This is a genomic window from Synechococcus sp. MU1617, from assembly GCF_020514235.1.
Taxonomy (GTDB): Bacteria; Cyanobacteriota; Cyanobacteriia; order PCC-6307; family Cyanobiaceae; genus Parasynechococcus.
The window spans coordinates 322037-339234 of sequence record NZ_VTLB01000002.1; the positions used below are offsets into that span (position 1 = coordinate 322037).

The window sequence follows — 17198 nt, forward strand, 5'->3', positions numbered from 1 at the left end:
TGTACTGTCGTGACGACGTCGTCTCTCCATCGCTCCCGCTCCGGGGCCATTGTGCTCCGGGCCATCCTGACGGCTGCCCTGCTTGCCAGTGCCATGGTGCTGGCACCTGAAGACCCTGGTGTTCAGGCCTCCATTTGTCAGCGGCACCACTCCACGGATGTCTGCCGAGTTTGGTGAGCCTTAGGCGGCCTGAGCAGCGATCGGGAAGTCGTCGGGATCGTTGATGGGGTGATCCGGTTGGGCCCACTGCAGTAAGCGAAGGGCGAGTCGTAGGTCGCCATCCATCCAGGCTCGAATCGCCATGGCACGACGTGGGTCATAGAAGCGCTGTCGCCGGTACCAGTCGAAAACGTCGGCGTCAGATTTTCGGCCGTTGCAGGACAAACAGGCCGGTACGCAGTTTTCAGTAACGCTTGACCCCCCTTTGGCCTGGGGGTGAATGTGATCAATTGATTCAGAAGGTTTGCCGCAATAAATACAACTTTGGCCGGTAAATGTATGAAGGGACTGTCGCCATCTTCGGACACGCAATTTGGGGCAGAGTTCGTCGAGAAAAACCGCGTCCCTGCTATGCATCCGAATGCATCGGTTGAGGTAATTCTGCCTTGAACGAAAAGCCAGTCAATGTGTCGAGCGCTGCATTTTCGACAATTTTTTGGTCTGAGATGTGAATCTTGATCTCAGTGCTTGCACGCTGATCTGAGTTCACTAAAGTGATTGTTTGTGGGGGGCTGTTGGTGCCGTCAAATCCCACATTGACCTGTTGCCTGGATCTCTCTCCAGCAGGACTGATCCGCGTGGTCAGCCCGTTTGATGCGGTGACCCAGTCCCAGTTGCGTCGGATCAAGCCCAGGGGGCGTTGGATCGGCCCCGGCCATGGCTGGGATTTTCCCTTGGCCGCAGCCGATGCACTTCAGCAGGCCCTCGGGCGCCGTTTCCCTGTCACCTCTGCTTTGCAGCAGTGGCTTGATTGGTGCCAGCACCCCCTGCCCCCGCTGCCCCCGCACCGGACCCTTGTGGCGGCAGCAGATCTTGACGAAGCCCTGCAAGATGGTCGTCGCCCTCTGCGCCATCAACGCTCCGGTGTCCGTTGGCTCTTGGCCCGTCGCGGCGCCGTTCTGGCCGATGAGATGGGGCTGGGAAAGACCCTTACAGCTTTGTTGGCGGCCCGTGCCCTGATGCGCTGCGCTGAGGTGCGGTTGCTTGTGGTGGCTCCCGTCGGTCTGCATCCCCACTGGCGCCGGGAATCAGAGGCCCTTGGGGTTGAGATTGAGTTGGTGAGCTGGGCTCGCCTGCCCGACACCCTGCCGCCAGCGGGAACGCTTCTGGTGGTGGATGAAGCGCATTACGCCCAGTCACTGCAGGCGCAGCGCACGGCTGCTTTGCTGCGTCTGGCCCGTCATCCCCGTCTGCGGGCGATTTGGATGCTCACGGGGACCCCAATGAAGAACGGTCGTCCGTCCCAGCTGTATCCCCTGCTTGCGGCCATGGACCATCCAATTGCGCGGGATCAACGCCAGTTCGAGGAGCGGTATTGCCAGGGGCACTGGCGGGAGGGTCGAACCGGCAAACGCTGGCAGGCTTCCGGGGCCAGTCAGCTGGAGGAGCTGCGTCGCCTGAGTCGACCGTTGATCCTTCATCGCCGCAAGCAGCAGGTGGTGGACCTCCCTCCCAAGCAGCGACGTCTTCACCCTGTGGTGCTGTCGGAGGCTGAGTTCACAGGCTTCGACCATCGTGTTGAGCTGGTGCTGGATGACTACCGGCGTCGGGCTCGTCTCGGAGAGGTGCGACGGGATGCTGAGCACCTGGCTCTGCTCACCTCCATGCGTCAGATCGCAGCGGAATTCAAATTGCCGGCGGCCCAGCAGCTGGTGGAGTCACTGCGCCGGCAAGGGGAGGCGGTGGTTCTGTTCAGTGGCTTTGTGGCCCCATTGCAGTTGTTGCAGCAAACCCTCGGCGGCGAGTTGTTGACCGGTCGTCAGCGCCCTGCTGAACGTCAGGAGAGTGTGGATCGGTTTCAGCAAGGTCAGAACGATTGTCTGCTGGCCACCTTTGGCACCGGTGCCCTTGGGTTCACCCTGCACCGGGCCCGTCATGTGGTGTTGTTGGAACGACCCTGGACGCCAGGCGACCTCGACCAAGCCGAAGATCGCTGTCATCGTTTGGGGATGGGGGATGGCTTGACCTGCCATTGGCTGCAGCTCGGTGCAGCGGATCAGCTGGTGGATGGTTTGTTGGCGAGCAAGGCGGAACGGATCGAGGTGTTGCTGGGGCCTCGGCGCTTGTCGCTGCAACGTCAATCACTCTCCGCCATGGTGCGGGATTGTTTGCAGGTGCTCTGACGCACCTGGAGTTCGTGCTGCAGCATCGGGTCGACTGGCTGGCTCGACTGCTTCAGCAGCGACAGTGCCAATTCGACGTCGTCGCAGGCTTTGGCTTGATTGCTAAGCAGGGTCCAGACAAGGGCACGGTCCCGATGCAGATCGGCCTGATCCGGTGTCTGCTCGATGGCCTCATCACAGCGTTTAACCATCAGCTTCAGGTCATCCATCCGGAAGTTGCCGAGGCAACTGGAGACGAGTGGCATCGGTGTGTTGGCAGGCGTCGAGGGTTGCTTGCTTTGGCAGCCAGCCATCAACACAGCAGCCAGGAGAGTCAGACCCAAAAGCCCTGAGGGATCAGTAGCTGTAGCGCGTGGTGTCTTCGGTGCTCTCGATGGTGCTTTCGGTGACGGATGTGGAGTTTGCAAGGGCGGCAGCGGTGGCTGGTTGGGTGTTTCCGCCGAACAGATCACCAAGGAACTGGCCACAGTCGGGGAAATTGCCGGGGTCCTGGACAACGGCTTCCGTAATCATCACCGAGGCATGCTCCGGGGATGTTTTGAACACGCCGCTGCGCTGCCGTTTGATCACGGCGTAGGCGGCTTTCCAGCTCACCTCGTGCTCGTTTCCGCTGGAACGCATGTAGCAATAGATCTTGGCGCCCTTCTCTTCAGTGGCTTCGGCCGCTTGCAGGGGGTGGGTCACGCTGCTGAGAGCGCCGATCAGGGCCGCGGCGGACAGAACCAGCGATGACCTGATTGGACCCATGACGTTAGTAGTGGATTGGCCCCAAGGTATCGATCAGCTTCCAGCTGTCGAGGGGATGATCAGTCGCACCACCAAAGGCAGCACCAGCAGCACGGTGATCAACCGAACGGCATGGAGAGCGGCCACCGCGGCACCGACTCCGAATTCTGCGCCCACAAGGCTCATGCCACTGATGCCACCTGGGGCAGCGCCAAGCAAGGCCACGATGGGATCAATACCGAGCAAGCGGCTGGTCCACAGGCCTACAACCAGTCCTGTCAGCACCAGCGCCAGGGTGATCAGCACTGCTGGTTTCCAGAGGAGTTGCAGTTGTTCCAAGGACGCTCGCGTCAGGCCGGTTCCGATCACGGTGCCGATGCCGATCTCAAGAACGGTGCGCGTTCCCGGTGGCCATGTGGCTGGTTCCAGCTGGCCGCTCATGCTGACAATGCCAGCACCCAGAAGGGCTCCCGCCAGAGGTGCAGCGGGAATGCCGCTGAACAGAGCCAGCAGTCCGATGGCGCTTCCAGCCACCAGGTAGAGCGCCAGCGTTGCCAAGGAAGGCATCGGTCTCGATCGCGTCATGTCAGCTTGATCTTGAGACAGCGGCGCTCCTGTGTTGTCATCAGCGCAACCATCAGCTTTTCGGTGATGACGTCCTCCGTGTCCTTTCGGATCACCCGCACTGCGGAAGATCTCGCTCAAACCATCACGGCTCTATCGCAGCGCTTGGTGAAACTGGAACAGCGTCAGGAAGCGCTTGAGCTCCAACTGCGCCAGCAGCAGAAGGATCTGAATGCTGTCCCGGACGAAGAGATCTCCACTCTCGAGGGCGTTGAAGCTCTGTTGCGGGAAACGCGTGAACTGTTGGAGAGCACAGCTCCGATGCCAGAGGCTGAAATGACTGAAGAGTCCTCCCAGAACCATGCCTGGGGTCAGGAGGACGAAACAGAAGCGAGTCGCGATGTCGCGTAGGGGTGGCGCGCGGTGCCAAAATAAAAAGAAAGGCAACTATGGCGATCACCATCCCTGCCTCTAGTGCTTGCGCTTCACGCACTTTGCACGGCATGACCATCTGGACCCGTTCAGGTTTCCTTGAAGGTGGGCATCAGCTCGAGAAGCTGGAGTTCGCGCTCGCCCTCGCTGAAGCCAAAGGCGATCAACGCCGCTGCTCTCAGTTGCGGGATCGGATTGCTGATCTGGGGGGCAATGCTGAAGAACCTGGTACCTGAGCTGAACCCGAGGAATTGAACAGTTGTTGTTCGGCAACTCCGCAGATCGCGTGTGAGATGGTCTAAATATCAATTAGAGCTACTCTTTTGTTGATAAGGGAATTCGAAGTTGATCCTGACGCTTACGAAAACAAAACAATTTGAGACGGCTGCTCAACAACGTCAGGATCACGAATCAGTTGCGCAAGACTTGTTCGCTAAGGCTCGACAGTGTGCTGAGGATGGCCGAATTAATGAGGCAGGTTCGTTGATCTTGCAGGCCTTGGGTCATGAACGCCGTGCTGGATCTGCCGGCCCCCAGGTTCTTCAGCTCATCAAGCCTCGCACTTGATAAGCGTTTGAAATTTGTTCAAGCGGGTGACCGGACTCGAACCGGCGACGTTCAGCTTGGGAAGCTGACATTCTACCACTGAATTACACCCGCAAAGGGGCGAGATCGCTCTCGCCACCTGTGTTTTAGCCAAGAGCAGCGGAGGCTGCAGCGACCCCTGTTCCCATGCTGCCTTTGTGCAGGCCAAGGGACTGAAGGGTGGATTCAATCGCAGCGACGGCGGTCAGAACATCCCGGTCGCAGACATAGCCGAGATGGCCGATGCGGAACACCTGACCTTTCAGGTGGTCTTGTCCTCCAGCCAGAAGAATGTCGAATTTCTCTTTGACGGCTTTGCGCAACTGTTCTGCATCGATGCCTTCGGGAGCCACGGCGGTGATCGCCGGGCTGCCACAACCCTCGGCAGCAAACAGGCGCAGGCCCATTGCCTTCATGCCCGCCTGGGCGGCGGCGCGATGGCGGGCGTGGCGGGCAAAAATCGCCTCCAGGCCTTCCTTCTGCATCATCTCCAGAGCAGCTTCCAGGCCGAAGTAGAGGTTCACTGCCGGGGTGAAGGGGTTGCTGTCCTTCGCAGCTGTTTTCCGGTAGGGGCCCAGATCCAGATAGAACTTGGGTAGATCTGAGCTCTCGTAGGCCTCCCAGGCCCGTGCGCTCATGGCCACAAAACTCAGGCCTGGAGGAAGCATGTAGCCCTTCTGTGCGCCTGAAGCCACCACATCCAGTCCCCACTCGTCCATCGGCACGTTGGTGGCACCAAGGCTGGTGACGCAGTCCGCCAGGGTCAGCGCGGTGCCGTGGGCCTTCACGTGACGGGCAATGCTCTCCAGGTCATTGATCACCCCTGTCGAGGTTTCCGAGTGGGTGAGGATCACGGCCTTGATCGCTTTGGCGCTGTCGGCTTCCAATGCCGAGCGGAAGGCCTCCGGATCGAGGGGCTGGCCCCACTCCGCCTTGATCACCTCAACATCCAGTCCGTAGGCGCGGGCCACCTTGACCCAGCGTTCGCCGAACTTGCCGTTGTCACCGCAAAGCACCTTGTCGCCGCGGCTGAGGGTGTTGATGATTCCCGCTTCCATGGCAGCGGTTCCGCTGCCGGTGATCACCAGCACGTCGCTCGTCGTCTGGTGCAACCACTTCAGTTGTTCGGTGGTGCGCCGCACGATGGCCTGGAACTCCCCGCTGCGGTGGCCGATGGGGTGACGACCCATGGCCTTCAGCACCGTTTCCGGCACCGGGGTGGGGCCCGGAATCATCAGGGTGAGCTTGTCCTGCATGGCGCGGGGGATGCCAATCGGCGACTCTAGAAAACAGCTTGTCCGGTTCCATCGCCCCCTCCAGCTCTGGATTGACCCTGCCGGTGTGGGTGGCGGCGGCGGCCAAGGCGGCCCTGGAGGTGTTGCTTGGCGAGCCGTTCAACGCTGAGCAGCAGTTAGATCACGGGTCGGACCAACCGTCGTTGCAGGTGCCGGTTTGTTCGGCAGCACCCTTGGCGGATGGTCAGGCCCTGGGGATCAGCCGTTGTGATCCAGGGCAAGGCCTTGATCTGACGCGGGATCTTGAGGTCTGGGTTCGGGTGGCCTGGATCCCTGCATCACAGCCGGTGCTCGAGCTGCAGGCTGGAGAAGGGGTGGGCCGTTTTGGGCCTGAGGGCGACGTTTGCCTTTCCGGTTTTGCCCGTGAGCTGTTGGAGCGGAATCTGCTGCCTCTCTTGCCGCTCGGTCGGGGCTTGCTGGTGCAGCCGATTCTTCCGCGGGGCCGCACCCTGGCCGAACGCACCAGCAACGCTGCCTTCGGCGTTGTGGATGGTTTGGCCTTGATCGGCACCCAGGCCGAGGTGCAGCGCAGCGCTGCACCGGATCAATTGCAACAGGTGTTGGCAGACCTGAGGGCGCTCGCTGCGGATCCGGCGTTTCAGGGACGCCTCGTACTGGTGATTGGCGAGAACGGCTTGGCTCTGGCCCGCCAGCAGGGTCTCGGCCCCGTGCTGAAGGTGGGGAACTGGGTGGGGCCGGTGTTAGTGGCCGCGGCGGAGGCTGGTGTTCGTGATCTGCTGTTGCTGGGCTACCACGGCAAATTGATCAAGCTGGCCGGCGGCATTTTTCACACCCATCACCATTTGGCTGATGGCCGTCTGGAGGTGTTGGTGGCCCTGGGACTGGATGCCGGCTTGTCGGCGGCTCAGATGCTGCAACTGCGCGGCGCCGCCTCCGTTGAGGAGGCCTTTCAGGAACTGGATGCCGATCAAGCCAGGGCCATCGGTCAGCATCTGGCCGCGATGGTGGAGCAGCGCAGCCAGTCCTATGTGGCCCGCTACGGCGCGTGGTCGATGTGGATTGGTGCTGCCCTGTTCGACCGCAGCCGCACCCTGCGTTGGTGGGGACCGGAAGGGGAGAAGCGCTTCTTTACATTGAGGGATTGACGCTCGTCAGCGAGCGATACCTCCCAGGATCGATGTCCCAGCCCTCGTCCGACACTCAGCGTCAGCCGGCCATCGTCATTCTTGATTTCGGCTCCCAGTATTCGGAGCTGATTGCTCGGCGCGTGCGCGAGACCGAGGTGTTTTCGGTGGTGCTCGGCTACAGCACTTCGGCGGAGGAGCTGCGACGCATGGCTCCGAAGGGAATCATCCTCAGCGGTGGCCCCAGTTCCGTGTATGCCGAACATGCGCCCTTGTGCGATCCCGGCATCTGGGATCTGGGCATTCCCGTGCTGGGGGTTTGCTACGGGATGCAGCTGATGGTGCAACAGCTCGGTGGAGTTGTTGAGGCCGCCACGGGTAAGGCCGAATACGGCAAGGCGCCTCTCGAAGTGGATGACCCGACGGATCTGCTCACCAATGTCGACAACGGTTCGACGATGTGGATGAGCCATGGCGACTCGGTGAAAGCGCTGCCGGAGGGGTTTGTGCGTTTGGCCCACACCGCCAACACACCGGAGGCGGCGGTGGCGCACCTTCAGCGCAAGCTCTACGGCGTGCAATTCCACCCCGAGGTGGTGCATTCCACCTGCGGCATGGCTTTGATCCGCAATTTCGTTTATCACGTTTGCGGCTGTGATCCCGATTGGACCACCGCGGCGTTCATCGATGAGGCCGTAGGCCTGGTTCGGGAGCAGGTGGGCGACAAACGTGTCCTGTTGGCTCTATCCGGAGGAGTTGACTCCTCCACCCTCGCCTTCCTGCTCAAGAAGGCGATCGGTGATCAGCTCACCTGCATGTTCATCGACCAGGGCTTCATGCGGAAGGGTGAGCCCGAGTTCCTCATGGACTTCTTCGATCGGAAGTTCAACATCCATGTGGAGTACATCAATGCTCGCCAGAGGTTCATCGGCAAGCTGAACGGCATCACCGATCCGGAAGAGAAGCGCAAGATCATCGGCACCGAGTTCATCCGGGTCTTCGAAGAGGAGAGCAAGCGGCTCGGACCTTTCGATTACCTGGCCCAGGGCACGCTTTACCCCGATGTGATCGAAAGCGCTGGCACCAACGTTGACCCTAAGACGGGCGAACGGGTTGCTGTGAAGATCAAGAGCCACCACAACGTGGGTGGTCTTCCCAAGGATCTTCAGTTCAAGCTTGTGGAGCCCCTGCGCAAGCTGTTTAAGGATGAAGTGCGCAAGGTGGGTCGCAGCCTCGGCCTGCCCGAGGAGATCGTGCGCCGCCATCCTTTCCCGGGTCCTGGTCTGGCCATCCGCATCTTGGGTGAAGTCACCGACGAGAAGCTGGATTGCCTGCGTGATGCTGACTTGATTGTTCGCCAGGAAATCAAGGAAGCAGGGCTGTATCACGACATCTGGCAGGCTTTTGCTGTGCTGCTGCCGGTGCGTTCCGTCGGTGTGATGGGGGACAAACGCACCTATGCCTGGCCGATCGTGCTGCGATGCGTGTCTAGTGAGGACGGCATGACCGCCGATTGGTCTCGCCTTCCCTACGACCTGATGGAGACCATCTCCAATCGGATCGTGAATGAGGTGAAGGGGGTGAATCGGGTGGTGCTCGACATCACCAGCAAGCCCCCCGGCACGATCGAGTGGGAGTGATGGCGTGGGATTGGTTGCGGCCCAAACCGGGCCGCATCTTTTTGATCGGTCACAACAAGTGCGGCACCCGGTCGTTCCACAAGCTGTTGCGGAAGAACGGCTACAGCTCGATCCACTACGACAAAGGTCGCCTGGCCCGCCGGATTCAGGCCAACTTCACCTTTTCCAAGCCGCTGCTGGATGGTGTGGATGGCTATTGCGGCTACACGGACATGGAACTCTGCGGCGAGTTCTATGCCTACCGCCTCTTCCCTCTGTTGGATCTGCAGTATCCAGGCTCCTGCTTCATCTACAACACGCGCGACGTGAGCCGCTGGGTCGACTCACGCATGAATCATCGCAAGGGCAAGTACGCCCGTGCCTACTTGGATCGGATGCGTCGGGCCTATGACGATCCCTCATTGACGCTGGAGGACCTGCGTCAGCACTGGGAGGAGGCCTGGCAGCGCCATGACCTCGATCTGAAGCGCTATTTCGCAGGACGCAGCAATTTCTTTGCGTTCAACATCAGCGTGCCGTCTGAGCAGGCCGCTCTTTGCCGTTTTCTCAGGCGTCGGGGTTACCGGATCCGCGGCAAGGTGTTGCCCCATGCCGGCGCGCGATCTGCGCAGGCCGCAAGCTGATTCACGGCTGGCGACGACCCTGCATCACCGATACCTTGGGCCACCGGCCTTTGGGATATGACGGCGACACAACAGCAGGAAGTTCAGCTGCAGCGCCGGTTGCAGCAGGACAGCATTCAGCTGGGTGGCCGCACGATCTATCTGAACCCCTTCCTCTATTGGCGGCGGTTTGACAGCAACACCGATCGCTGGCTGCGGGAGCCCGGACAGCTGACGGAGGATCAGATCACCGCCAATCGCAGCCGGTTTTACCCCGAACTCGACTGGGGTCAGCTGGATGATCACGCCACCGCAGTCCACGATGGTGCTGTGGAGATGTTCCTCAAGAGCCTTGAGCTGATCAGCACCTTTCATCCCGAGCTGGGTTCCGGGCAGATGCTCGAGGTGGAACGCAAGATGACGATCACTAAGAAACGGGCCTTCGAGCGTTGGGTGGACAAGGCGATCCGGCGGCGTCAGCGCGATGAAACCCGTGAGAATCGGCGCTTTGAGCGCAGCCGCTTCTGGCGTGCCTGGCGAGAGTGGATTCTGCTGGACACCACCCAGAAAGCCTTGGTGCCTGTGGCGATGTTGATGGTGCTCAGTGGGGTGATGGGCTGGTCCCTGGCTGCGGACCGCTCAGCTTGTCCGACATTGGCGCTTCCTTCGGGACAGACTGGGGTTCGTTGATCTGGCCCCATGGCCGCTGATTCCACCTCCGACAACCCGCTCGACCAGTTGCGTCTGTCGCTGATGCAGGACGTGCTTCCTGTTGGGCTGGCCGTACTTGAGAGGGCCCGGCAGGGGGGTCCCGGAAAAGTGGTAGAGGTGTTCACGGCGGGGTCGGAGGACCCCATCGCAGATTTGCGTCAGGAGGGTGAGCCCGTGGCGCGCGATGTGCGAGAACAGCTGGACACCGTGAGCCCGGGACTGGGCAATCCGGTGATGCCGGTTTCGATCTCTGTTGACGAACCGGCAACGGTTGAACAGGACGGCCCCGACGACCTGCTGCCAACCCTGCGGCGGATTGAAGAGCGCCTTGAGGAGTTGCGCCGCCGTTTGCCAGCGCAGCAACAGGAATGACCCGTTCCGCCCAGCAGCGTCAGACCGGTCTGCGTCAGCAACCCCTTGTTCTGCTGCTGTTGGTGCTGATGTTTTGCAGTGCCATGGTCAGCCGCCTGGTCTGGATGCAGCTGCTGGAGGGGTCGCGCTTTCGCGAACTAGCGGACGAAAACCGCATCCGTCTGGTGCCCCGCTCGCCGATCCGCGGTCGGTTGCTCGATCGCAAAGGCCGGGTGCTGGCCACCAGCAAGCTCACCTACTCCCTGTATCTCGAGCCGCGTCTGGTCAGCGATGACGACTGGCCTGATCTGCGGGATCGCCTGGCACGGCTGCTGAATTTGAAGCCTGATCTGCTCGACCAGCGCCGGCAGAAGGGCCTGGATCGGGATGGTTACCGCACCACGTTGGCCCTGGATCTCAAGCCCGAACAGGTGCTGCGTTTCCGTGAACAGGCTCTTGGGTTGCGGGGCGCCCAGGTGGATGTCGACATCCTGCGCTTCTATCCCAATGGAACCTTGGCGGCCCACGCCCTGGGTTACACCCAGCCCATCACGGAAAACGAATACGAAATCCTGTCGGAGAAGGGCTACAAGATCCGCGACCGGATTGGTCGCACGGGTGTGGAAGCCGCCTATGAGCGCCATCTGCGCGGCAAATGGGGCGGCCAGATGCTCGAGGTGAATGCCATGGGCGAAGTGCAGCGCAACCTGGGCGATCGACCTTCCCAAGCAGGAAAGGATCTGGTGCTCACCCTCGATCTGGATTTGCAGCGGGTGGCGGAGCAGGCGCTGGCGGACAAGCCCGGTGGCGCTGTTGTGGCGTTGGAGGCGGCCACGGGTGCCGTGTTGGCTTTGGCCAGCCGTCCCAGCTTTGATCCGAATTTCTTCTCCAAGCTGATCATCACCCAGAAGGAGTACGACGCCCTCTTCTCCAATCCGAAGAAACCGTTGCTGTCCCGGGCCATGAATCCCTATGACCCCGGGAGCACCTGGAAGCCGGTGACGGCGATGGCCGGCATGGAGTCCGGAAAATTTCCGCCCAACACCAAGCTGCACACCAAGGCCTGCATCACCTATGGCGGCCACTGCTTCCCGGATCACAACGGGGCTGGTTTCGGTCACATCGGCTATGCCGATGCCCTGCGCTTTTCCAGCAACACCTTTTTCTACCAAGTGGGAGTGGGAGTCGGCTCCAAAGCGCTGAAACAGGCCGCTGATCAGTTGGGCTTTCAGCAGAAAACCGGCATTGAGATCGGCTGGGAAGAGAGCGTCGGGCTGGTGGGGGATGAAGATTGGGCCGCCCGTGGCCGCGGCTGGACCGATCCCGGTACCAGCCCCTGGATTCCAGAGGACATGGCCAGTGCCTCCATCGGGCAGTCCGTGGTGCAGATCACCCCCCTGCAGCTGGCTCGCGCCTATGCGGTGTTCGCCAATGACGGTTGGTTGGTGACGCCGCATCTCGCCGCCGGTGACATCGACTGGCTGAGCCCCGAGCACCGCACCAAGGTGGCGATGAAGCCATCAACGTTGCAGACGATCCGGGAGGGCCTGCGCAAAGTGGTGGAGGCCGGCACTGGTGCTGGCCTCAATGGGCCTGGTATTCCTCCGGCAGCTGGCAAAACGGGAACGGCAGAGGACAGCACGGGAGGTCCGGATCACGCCTGGTTCGGTTGTTATGCCCCCTATCCGGACGGCAAGATCGTGGTGGTGGCCTTTGCCCAAAACACCCCTGGAGGTGGATCGGTGCATGCTCTGCCGATGGCGAAGAAGGTTCTGGCGGAGTGGGAGAGGACCCGGCAGCGCTAGGCGGCCGTGAGTTGAGGCGTTGACAGCACCGTGCGGTAGTAGGTCCGCAGTTGTTCGGTGGCACCCGCCCAGCCCCAGCGCTCGGCTTCGGCACGGGCTGCAGTGCGCAGAGCTTGTCGTTCCAGGTCGTTCCCCAGCAAACGGCGGGTGGCCTCGATCAGGCTTGCAGCGCCGCCATCCGCGCCATCGGGTTCATAAAGGCAGCCGTTAACGCCGTCGCTGATGATGTCTGGAATGCCGCCACGGTTGGCACCGACCACGGGACAACCTGCCGCCATGGCTTCCAAGAGCACCAGCCCCAGCGTTTCTGTGCTGGAGGGGAAGAGGAAGGCATCGCCGCTGGCGTAGGCCCCTGCCAAGTCTTCCCCGGCGAGATAACCGACGAAGGTGGTGGCGGTTCCTTCGAAGTGCTTCTCCAGTTGTTGGCGGTGGGGACCATCCCCCACAAGGGCCAGCCGTGCATCGGGTAGGGCCTCCAGAACGGGGCGGATCCGTTCGATCTGCTTCTCTGCGGAAAGGCGACCGACGTAGAGCAGCAGGGCACCGCGGTCGTCATACCCCCCGAGAAGCCTCTGGCGAAGTTCCGCGCTGCGCAGTTCGGGACGGAACAACTCCGTGTCGACGCCCCGCTGCCACAGATCGGTGTGCTGAATGCCCTTGTCGCTGAGCTCCTTCACCATGGCAGTGGAGGTGCACAGATTCAGCAGGGCCTGGTTGTGGGCGGCCTTGAGCATTTCCCACAGGAGCGGCTCCAGCATTCCCAAGCCGTAATGCTCGAGGTATTTGGGCAGATGGGTGTGATAGCTGGCGACCAGAGGAATGCCCTTGTTCTTCGCGAGCCAGATGCCGCCGAGACCCAGCACCGCCGGGTTCACCACGTGGATTAGATCCGGCTGAAACGCATCGATCGCCTCCGACACCGCTGGGCGCGGCAAGGCCAGTTTGAGCTCGGGATAGAGCGGCAGTGGCATCGCTGGCACGCCGATCAGGCGTGCACCCATGTACTCATCCGGACAGCCTTCAGGACAGAAGACCACCACCTCATCGCCGGCGTCCACCAGATGCTTCACCGTCTTGGTCAGACGGGTGACGATGCCATCGACCTTCGGCAGGAAGGTTTCGGTGAAGAAGGCGACTTTCAAGGATGAAGTCCGATCAGGATGCGTTGCCGATGGCCTGGGCCTGGGTTTTGGTCCAGGCGGAGGTGCAGAGGATGCGGTTGCGGTCGCAACGGTCGGCATAGCGGGTGGCAATCTCCACCACCTCCTTCAGCAGGCCGTCATCGAGTGTGGTGGGGTTGAGGCCCAGTTCGATGAAGCAGCGGTTGTCCACGATCAGATCGTTCTCAACGGCCTCGTTACGGGGGTTGGGCAAGTTGTTGACCTGAGCGCCGGTGATAGCGGCCACCTTCTTGGCCAGTTCGCCCACTTGATGGCTTTCGGTCATCTGGTTGAAGATCTTCACCCGCTCCCCTTGTTCCGGAGGGTTCTCCAGCGCCAGCTGGACGCAGCGCACGGAATCGCGGATGTGGATGAAGGCGCGGGTCTGGCCACCGGTGCCATGCACGGTGAGCGGGTAGCCGATCGCAGCCTGCATCAGGAAGCGATTCAGCACTGTGCCGTAATCGCCGTCGTAATCGAAGCGATTGGTGAGCCGCGGGTCACGGTCGGTGGCATCGGTGTTGGTTCCCCAGACGATGCCCTGGTGCAGGTCGGTGATGCGGACCTTGTCGTTCTTGTTGTAGTAAAGGAAGAGCAGCTGATCGAGTGTCTTCGTCATGTGATAGACACTGCCGGGGCTTGCCGGGTGGAGGATTTCCTCCTCGAAGCGGCTGCCGTCGGGCTGGGGCACTTCCACCTTCAGGTAACCCTCGGGGATGGTGGCGCCGCGGTGGGAGCCATAGCCGTAGACGCCCATGGTGCCGAGATGCACCACGTGGATGTCCTGACTGCTTTCAACGATGGCGGCCAGCAGATTGTGGGTGCCGTTGACGTTGTTGTCGACGGTGTAGCGCTTGGTGGCGCTGCTCTTCATCGAATAGGGCGCGGCCCGCTGTTCCGCGAAGTGGACCACCGAATCCGGGCGTTCCTCCAGCAGCAGATCCAGCAACCTTTGGTACTCATGGGCGATGTCCATGTGGACAAACCGCATCGGCTTCCCGCCGGTCTCCTCCCAGGCCTTGAGGCGCTCGCCGATGCTCACGATCGGAGTCAGCGACTCAACTTCAAGGTCGATATCGATCTTGCGACGGCTGAGGTTATCCACGATCAGAACATCGTGGCCCTGATCCGCCAGGTTCACCGCACAGGGCCAGCCACAGAAGCCGTCACCGCCGAGAACGAGAACTTTCACCCCAAACTCCTACTGGAACGAGCGTGATGCTCACTCCGGGCAAGCTACTACAGGGATTTTCAGTGTGAACTGTCTCAGCTGATGGCGACGGTCACCGCCACCATGGCGGCCACCAGCAATCCACCGGTCACCAGCATCATCATTGAGCTCCGGTTGCGGCTTTGGCTGGAGGCGATGTCCATTACCTCCATTCGTGGCTCCTTGGCGAAGGCGTTGAGACGACCGCCGTCTTCCGTGGTGACCGACATGGGTCCAATGCGACTGGTCGGACCTTATGAGTCCAAATGCTTATTGCCTGCCTTTGTGAAGCAGGCTTCACCTCACTTCATCTCTCTTCACTTCATCGGGGTGACTGCACTAGGCCCGTGGTCGGTGAGCTGGCAGAGGCCTGATCCTTTCGCGGCAAGCGCCCAGAGAGGTGAGCGGTCCGTCCGGCCATCACCGCCTGGCCCATGGCCTCGGCCATGGCTGCGGGGTCGCCAGCCATGGCGATGGCGCTGTTGACCAGGACGGCATCGGCGCCCATTTCGAGGGCTTGTGCCGCCTCGCTCGGAACACCAATGCCGGCATCCACCACCACCGGCACCTCGGCGTTTTCGATGATCAAACCGATGTTGGCGGCATTGTTGAGCCCCTGGCCCGAGCCGATCGGAGAGCCCAAAGGCATCACCGTGGCGCACCCGACTTCTTCCAGCCGTTTGGCCAGCAGGGGATCTGCATTGATGTAAGGCAGCACCGTGAACCCTTCTCTCACCAGTTGTTCTGCCGCGTTCAAGGTGCCAATCGGATCGGGCAGAAGATGTCGGGAGTCAGGAATCACCTCCAGCTTTACGAAGGTGTTGTCCTCCTGCCCCGCCAGCTTGGCGAGCTCCCGTCCAAGCCTGGCGACGCGCACCGCTTCTTCGGCATTGGTGCATCCCGCCGTGTTGGGCAGCATCCAGATTCGCTGCCAATCAATCGCTTCCATCAGGCCCTCATGGCCTGCCGCAACGGTCTGCACCCGGCGCACAGCCACGGTGACCATGTCGCAGCCGGATCGCTCGATGCTCTGCTGCATCGATTCCATGGATGGATATTTGCCTGTTCCGGTGAACAGGCGGCTGTTGAACTGGCGCCCGCCAATGGTTAGGGGGTCGGAGTAGGGGGAGGGCGAATCCATGACGCGTCTGAGCAAAAGGGCCTACCGTTCCTTCATCATCCATCGTCATCCATGCCGTTCCTGCTTGCCATGGATCTCCCGGCTGGCAGCCAGGTGCCGTTTCAGACCAATCCCCAGTTGCCCCTGGATCCGATTCAGTTGGCGGTTCCTCTGGAGCTCGATGAAATCGAAGTGGAGAGCTTCGACCCGGTTGCACGCGCTGCTGAACTGGCGGCATCTCTGCCCCGCCAATGGTGCGGCACGTTTGAGCCCTTTGATGGCAATCCCACCGTTGATGTCACGTTGGACATCACTCAGATGACGGCCATGGGCCAGATGGTGGATCTCCGGGGGACCATGACCCTTGGCTCCGTCATCACACCGGTTCAAGGCAATCTCCATGCCAAGTCGGATCAGCTTGATCTCCTCCCCTTGGCGGATCCTTTGATTGCGGGTCTTGAGCCGGGCGGCGTCTTCCTCGGACTGCAAATGTTCAGTCCCACCAGCTGGCAGGCGCCTCGTCTGGTCAACGTGGCCAACCCCAGCACTGGAGTGGGCGGACGTCTGGCCCTGACCAGCGGCTGTCAAGAGGAGCCTCCTGTTCAGCCTCTCTGGTGACCATATCTTTTTGAGGCACCAAATGTTTTTAAAAGAACTCAGCTGTTCCGACGTTTGAGTTTCTTCAGGCCTTTTTTCGCTGTGGCGTTGTCGGGTTCTAGTTGAAGTGTCTGCTCGTAGAGGGAGATCGCTTCAGAGTCCTTCAGCAGCTTTTCCTGGGCAAAAGCCAGGTTATTGAGGGCGACGGGGTAATCCGCTTTTGCCTTCAGAGCCAGCTTGTAATGCTTTATGGCACCGGAGTAATCCTTCTGTGCGGCCAGGGCAAAGCCGAGCGCATTTTCGATTAGCGCACGGGCTTCATCAGGTTCACCACTCAAGCGTTTCAGTGCCTGCTTCAAGGTGGCAGCTGCCTGCGGATACAGCCGCTTGCGCAGTTGAACTGATCCGAGCTCGTAGAGATCAGATGCCTGTCGCGAAGAGGCCTTTTCGGATTTCTCGAGTTCAATCAGCCGTGCTTCATCACGGCGCACACGAAAAAATTGTCGGCCAACCACCACCGCAACGATGGCAAGCAGGCCGACCAGGCCCAGCAGGTAGGTCTGGGGCAGCAGGTTCACGGTTTGAAAATTCAGCTCTTGGCTGCAGCCACGACGTTGGTGAAGCTGCCGGGGTCAACGACCGCCAGTTGAGCCAGCATCTTGCGATTCAGGCGCACATCTGCCTTTTTAAGGCCGCCCATCAGACGGCTGTAGCTCACACCATTCAGGCGAGCAGCGGCGTTGATGCGTGCAATCCAAAGGCGACGGAAATCGCGCTTGCGACGACGACGATCGCGGTAGGCATTGCAGAGGGCTTTCATCACCCGCTGGTTTGCTGTACGGAACAGGGTTCCGTTGCCACCACGGAAGCCACGGGCCAGCCGCAGGATCTTGTTACGGCGTTTACGGGCGACGTTGCCTCTCTTGACGCGGGCCATGAGGTTGGAAGGGTTAGATCAGGTCTTGTTGAACGG

At 61.0% G+C, this 17198-nt stretch carries 22 protein-coding genes and 1 tRNA gene; 11 read left to right on the forward strand and 12 right to left on the reverse strand.

Features of this window, described 5'->3' with window-relative positions; all coding sequences use genetic code 11:
• The first annotated feature begins 9 nt into the window (after positions 1–9).
• Positions 10–177 carry a serine protease inhibitor gene (locus FZZ90_RS05500; protein WP_226424733.1) on the forward strand — a complete coding sequence of 56 codons (168 nt, stop codon included), beginning with the start codon at positions 10–12 and terminating at the stop codon, positions 175–177.
• A 3-nt stretch (positions 178–180) separates the two neighbouring features.
• On the opposite strand, the gene FZZ90_RS05505 is transcribed toward FZZ90_RS05500, so the two are convergent.
• Positions 181–576 (reverse strand): HNH endonuclease, encoded by a 396-nt coding sequence (locus FZZ90_RS05505; protein WP_226424734.1) that lies wholly within the window; start codon positions 574–576, stop codon positions 181–183.
• A gap of 161 nt (positions 577–737) precedes the next feature.
• Here FZZ90_RS05505 and FZZ90_RS05510 point away from each other — a divergent pair, with 161 nt between their 5' ends.
• The gene (locus tag FZZ90_RS05510) at positions 738–2342 is read left to right on the forward strand and encodes a DEAD/DEAH box helicase (RefSeq protein ID WP_226424735.1); all 1605 of its coding nucleotides are present in this window, start codon (positions 738–740) and stop codon (positions 2340–2342) included.
• On the opposite strand, the gene FZZ90_RS05515 is transcribed toward FZZ90_RS05510, so the two are convergent.
• Genes FZZ90_RS05515 through FZZ90_RS05525 form a run of 3 tightly spaced genes read right to left on the reverse strand, consistent with a single transcriptional unit; the run spans position 2297 to position 3635 of the window.
• A complete protein-coding gene (locus FZZ90_RS05515; protein ID WP_226424736.1) occupies positions 2297–2665 on the reverse strand; it encodes a hypothetical protein in 369 nt (122 codons plus the stop codon). The genes FZZ90_RS05510 and FZZ90_RS05515 overlap by 46 nt on opposite strands.
• Positions 2666–2678: 13 nt before the next feature.
• Positions 2679–3089 (reverse strand): DUF6554 family protein, encoded by a 411-nt coding sequence (locus FZZ90_RS05520; protein WP_226424737.1) that lies wholly within the window; start codon positions 3087–3089, stop codon positions 2679–2681.
• Positions 3090–3122: 33 nt separating this feature from the next.
• A complete protein-coding gene (locus FZZ90_RS05525; RefSeq protein WP_226424738.1) occupies positions 3123–3635 on the reverse strand; it encodes an AbrB family transcriptional regulator in 513 nt (170 codons plus the stop codon).
• An 84-nt stretch (positions 3636–3719) separates the two neighbouring features.
• On the opposite strand from FZZ90_RS05525, the gene FZZ90_RS05530 reads away from it, so the two are divergent.
• Positions 3720–4043 carry a chemotaxis protein gene (locus tag FZZ90_RS05530; protein WP_226424739.1) on the forward strand — a complete coding sequence of 108 codons (324 nt, stop codon included), beginning with the start codon at positions 3720–3722 and terminating at the stop codon, positions 4041–4043.
• 38 nt (positions 4044–4081) lie between these two features.
• A complete protein-coding gene (locus tag FZZ90_RS05535; protein ID WP_226414611.1) occupies positions 4082–4300 on the forward strand; it encodes a hypothetical protein in 219 nt (72 codons plus the stop codon).
• Between the two features lie 352 nt (positions 4301–4652).
• Here FZZ90_RS05535 and FZZ90_RS05545 read toward each other — a convergent pair.
• Together FZZ90_RS05545 and FZZ90_RS05550 are read right to left on the reverse strand one after the other, a co-directional pair.
• Positions 4653–4724, reverse strand: a tRNA-Gly gene (locus FZZ90_RS05545).
• 32 nt (positions 4725–4756) lie between these two features.
• Complete coding sequence (locus FZZ90_RS05550; protein WP_226424741.1) at positions 4757–5905, reverse strand: alanine--glyoxylate aminotransferase family protein; 1149 nt, start codon at positions 5903–5905, stop codon at positions 4757–4759.
• A gap of 38 nt (positions 5906–5943) precedes the next feature.
• Between FZZ90_RS05550 and cbiD the strand changes: the two genes are divergently transcribed.
• Genes cbiD through mrdA form a run of 6 tightly spaced genes read left to right on the forward strand, consistent with a single transcriptional unit; the run spans position 5944 to position 12138 of the window.
• Positions 5944–7050, forward strand: a complete 1107-nt coding sequence (gene cbiD, locus FZZ90_RS05555; protein ID WP_226424742.1) for a cobalt-precorrin-5B (C(1))-methyltransferase CbiD — start codon at positions 5944–5946, stop codon at positions 7048–7050.
• 32 nt (positions 7051–7082) lie between these two features.
• On the forward strand, positions 7083–8669 hold the full coding sequence (gene guaA, locus FZZ90_RS05560; RefSeq protein ID WP_226424743.1) for a glutamine-hydrolyzing GMP synthase: 1587 nt from the start codon (positions 7083–7085) through the stop codon (positions 8667–8669).
• Positions 8669–9292 (forward strand): sulfotransferase, encoded by a 624-nt coding sequence (locus tag FZZ90_RS05565; protein ID WP_226424744.1) that lies wholly within the window; start codon positions 8669–8671, stop codon positions 9290–9292. Before guaA ends, FZZ90_RS05565 begins: the two co-directional genes overlap by 1 nt.
• Positions 9293–9349: 57 nt before the next feature.
• On the forward strand, positions 9350–9961 hold the full coding sequence (locus tag FZZ90_RS05570; RefSeq protein ID WP_226424745.1) for a hypothetical protein: 612 nt from the start codon (positions 9350–9352) through the stop codon (positions 9959–9961).
• A gap of 9 nt (positions 9962–9970) precedes the next feature.
• The gene (locus tag FZZ90_RS05575; RefSeq protein WP_226424746.1) at positions 9971–10354 is read left to right on the forward strand and encodes a hypothetical protein; all 384 of its coding nucleotides are present in this window, start codon (positions 9971–9973) and stop codon (positions 10352–10354) included.
• Positions 10351–12138 carry a penicillin-binding protein 2 gene (gene mrdA, locus FZZ90_RS05580; protein WP_226424747.1) on the forward strand — a complete coding sequence of 596 codons (1788 nt, stop codon included), beginning with the start codon at positions 10351–10353 and terminating at the stop codon, positions 12136–12138. The genes FZZ90_RS05575 and mrdA overlap by 4 nt, the downstream gene beginning before the upstream one ends.
• Here the strand turns inward: mrdA and FZZ90_RS05585 are convergent.
• The 4 genes from FZZ90_RS05585 to FZZ90_RS05600 all read right to left on the reverse strand — a co-directional run bounded on the left by FZZ90_RS05585 (position 12135) and on the right by FZZ90_RS05600 (position 15649).
• The gene (locus FZZ90_RS05585) at positions 12135–13280 is read right to left on the reverse strand and encodes a glycosyltransferase family 1 protein (RefSeq protein WP_226424748.1); all 1146 of its coding nucleotides are present in this window, start codon (positions 13278–13280) and stop codon (positions 12135–12137) included. The two genes, mrdA and FZZ90_RS05585, sit on opposite strands and share 4 nt — an antisense overlap.
• A gap of 13 nt (positions 13281–13293) precedes the next feature.
• A complete protein-coding gene (locus FZZ90_RS05590) occupies positions 13294–14490 on the reverse strand; it encodes an NAD-dependent epimerase/dehydratase family protein (RefSeq protein WP_226424749.1) in 1197 nt (398 codons plus the stop codon).
• A 74-nt stretch (positions 14491–14564) separates the two neighbouring features.
• Positions 14565–14738, reverse strand: coding sequence for a photosystem II assembly protein Psb34 (gene psb34, locus FZZ90_RS05595; RefSeq protein ID WP_226424750.1), 174 nt, complete (start codon positions 14736–14738; stop codon positions 14565–14567).
• A 92-nt stretch (positions 14739–14830) separates the two neighbouring features.
• Positions 14831–15649 (reverse strand): thiazole synthase, encoded by an 819-nt coding sequence (locus FZZ90_RS05600; RefSeq protein WP_226424751.1) that lies wholly within the window; start codon positions 15647–15649, stop codon positions 14831–14833.
• A 51-nt stretch (positions 15650–15700) separates the two neighbouring features.
• On the opposite strand from FZZ90_RS05600, the gene FZZ90_RS05605 reads away from it, so the two are divergent.
• Positions 15701–16246: a hypothetical protein gene (locus FZZ90_RS05605; RefSeq protein ID WP_226424752.1), complete on the forward strand. Its 546-nt coding sequence runs from the start codon at positions 15701–15703 to the stop codon at positions 16244–16246.
• Between the two features lie 38 nt (positions 16247–16284).
• Here the strand turns inward: FZZ90_RS05605 and FZZ90_RS05610 are convergent, their stop codons facing one another.
• Both FZZ90_RS05610 and rplT read right to left on the reverse strand, forming a co-directional pair.
• Positions 16285–16803 (reverse strand): tetratricopeptide repeat protein, encoded by a 519-nt coding sequence (locus FZZ90_RS05610; protein WP_226424753.1) that lies wholly within the window; start codon positions 16801–16803, stop codon positions 16285–16287.
• Between the two features lie 11 nt (positions 16804–16814).
• Positions 16815–17162: a 50S ribosomal protein L20 gene (rplT, locus tag FZZ90_RS05615; protein ID WP_011363098.1), complete on the reverse strand. Its 348-nt coding sequence runs from the start codon at positions 17160–17162 to the stop codon at positions 16815–16817.
• Positions 17163–17198 lie beyond the last annotated feature (36 nt).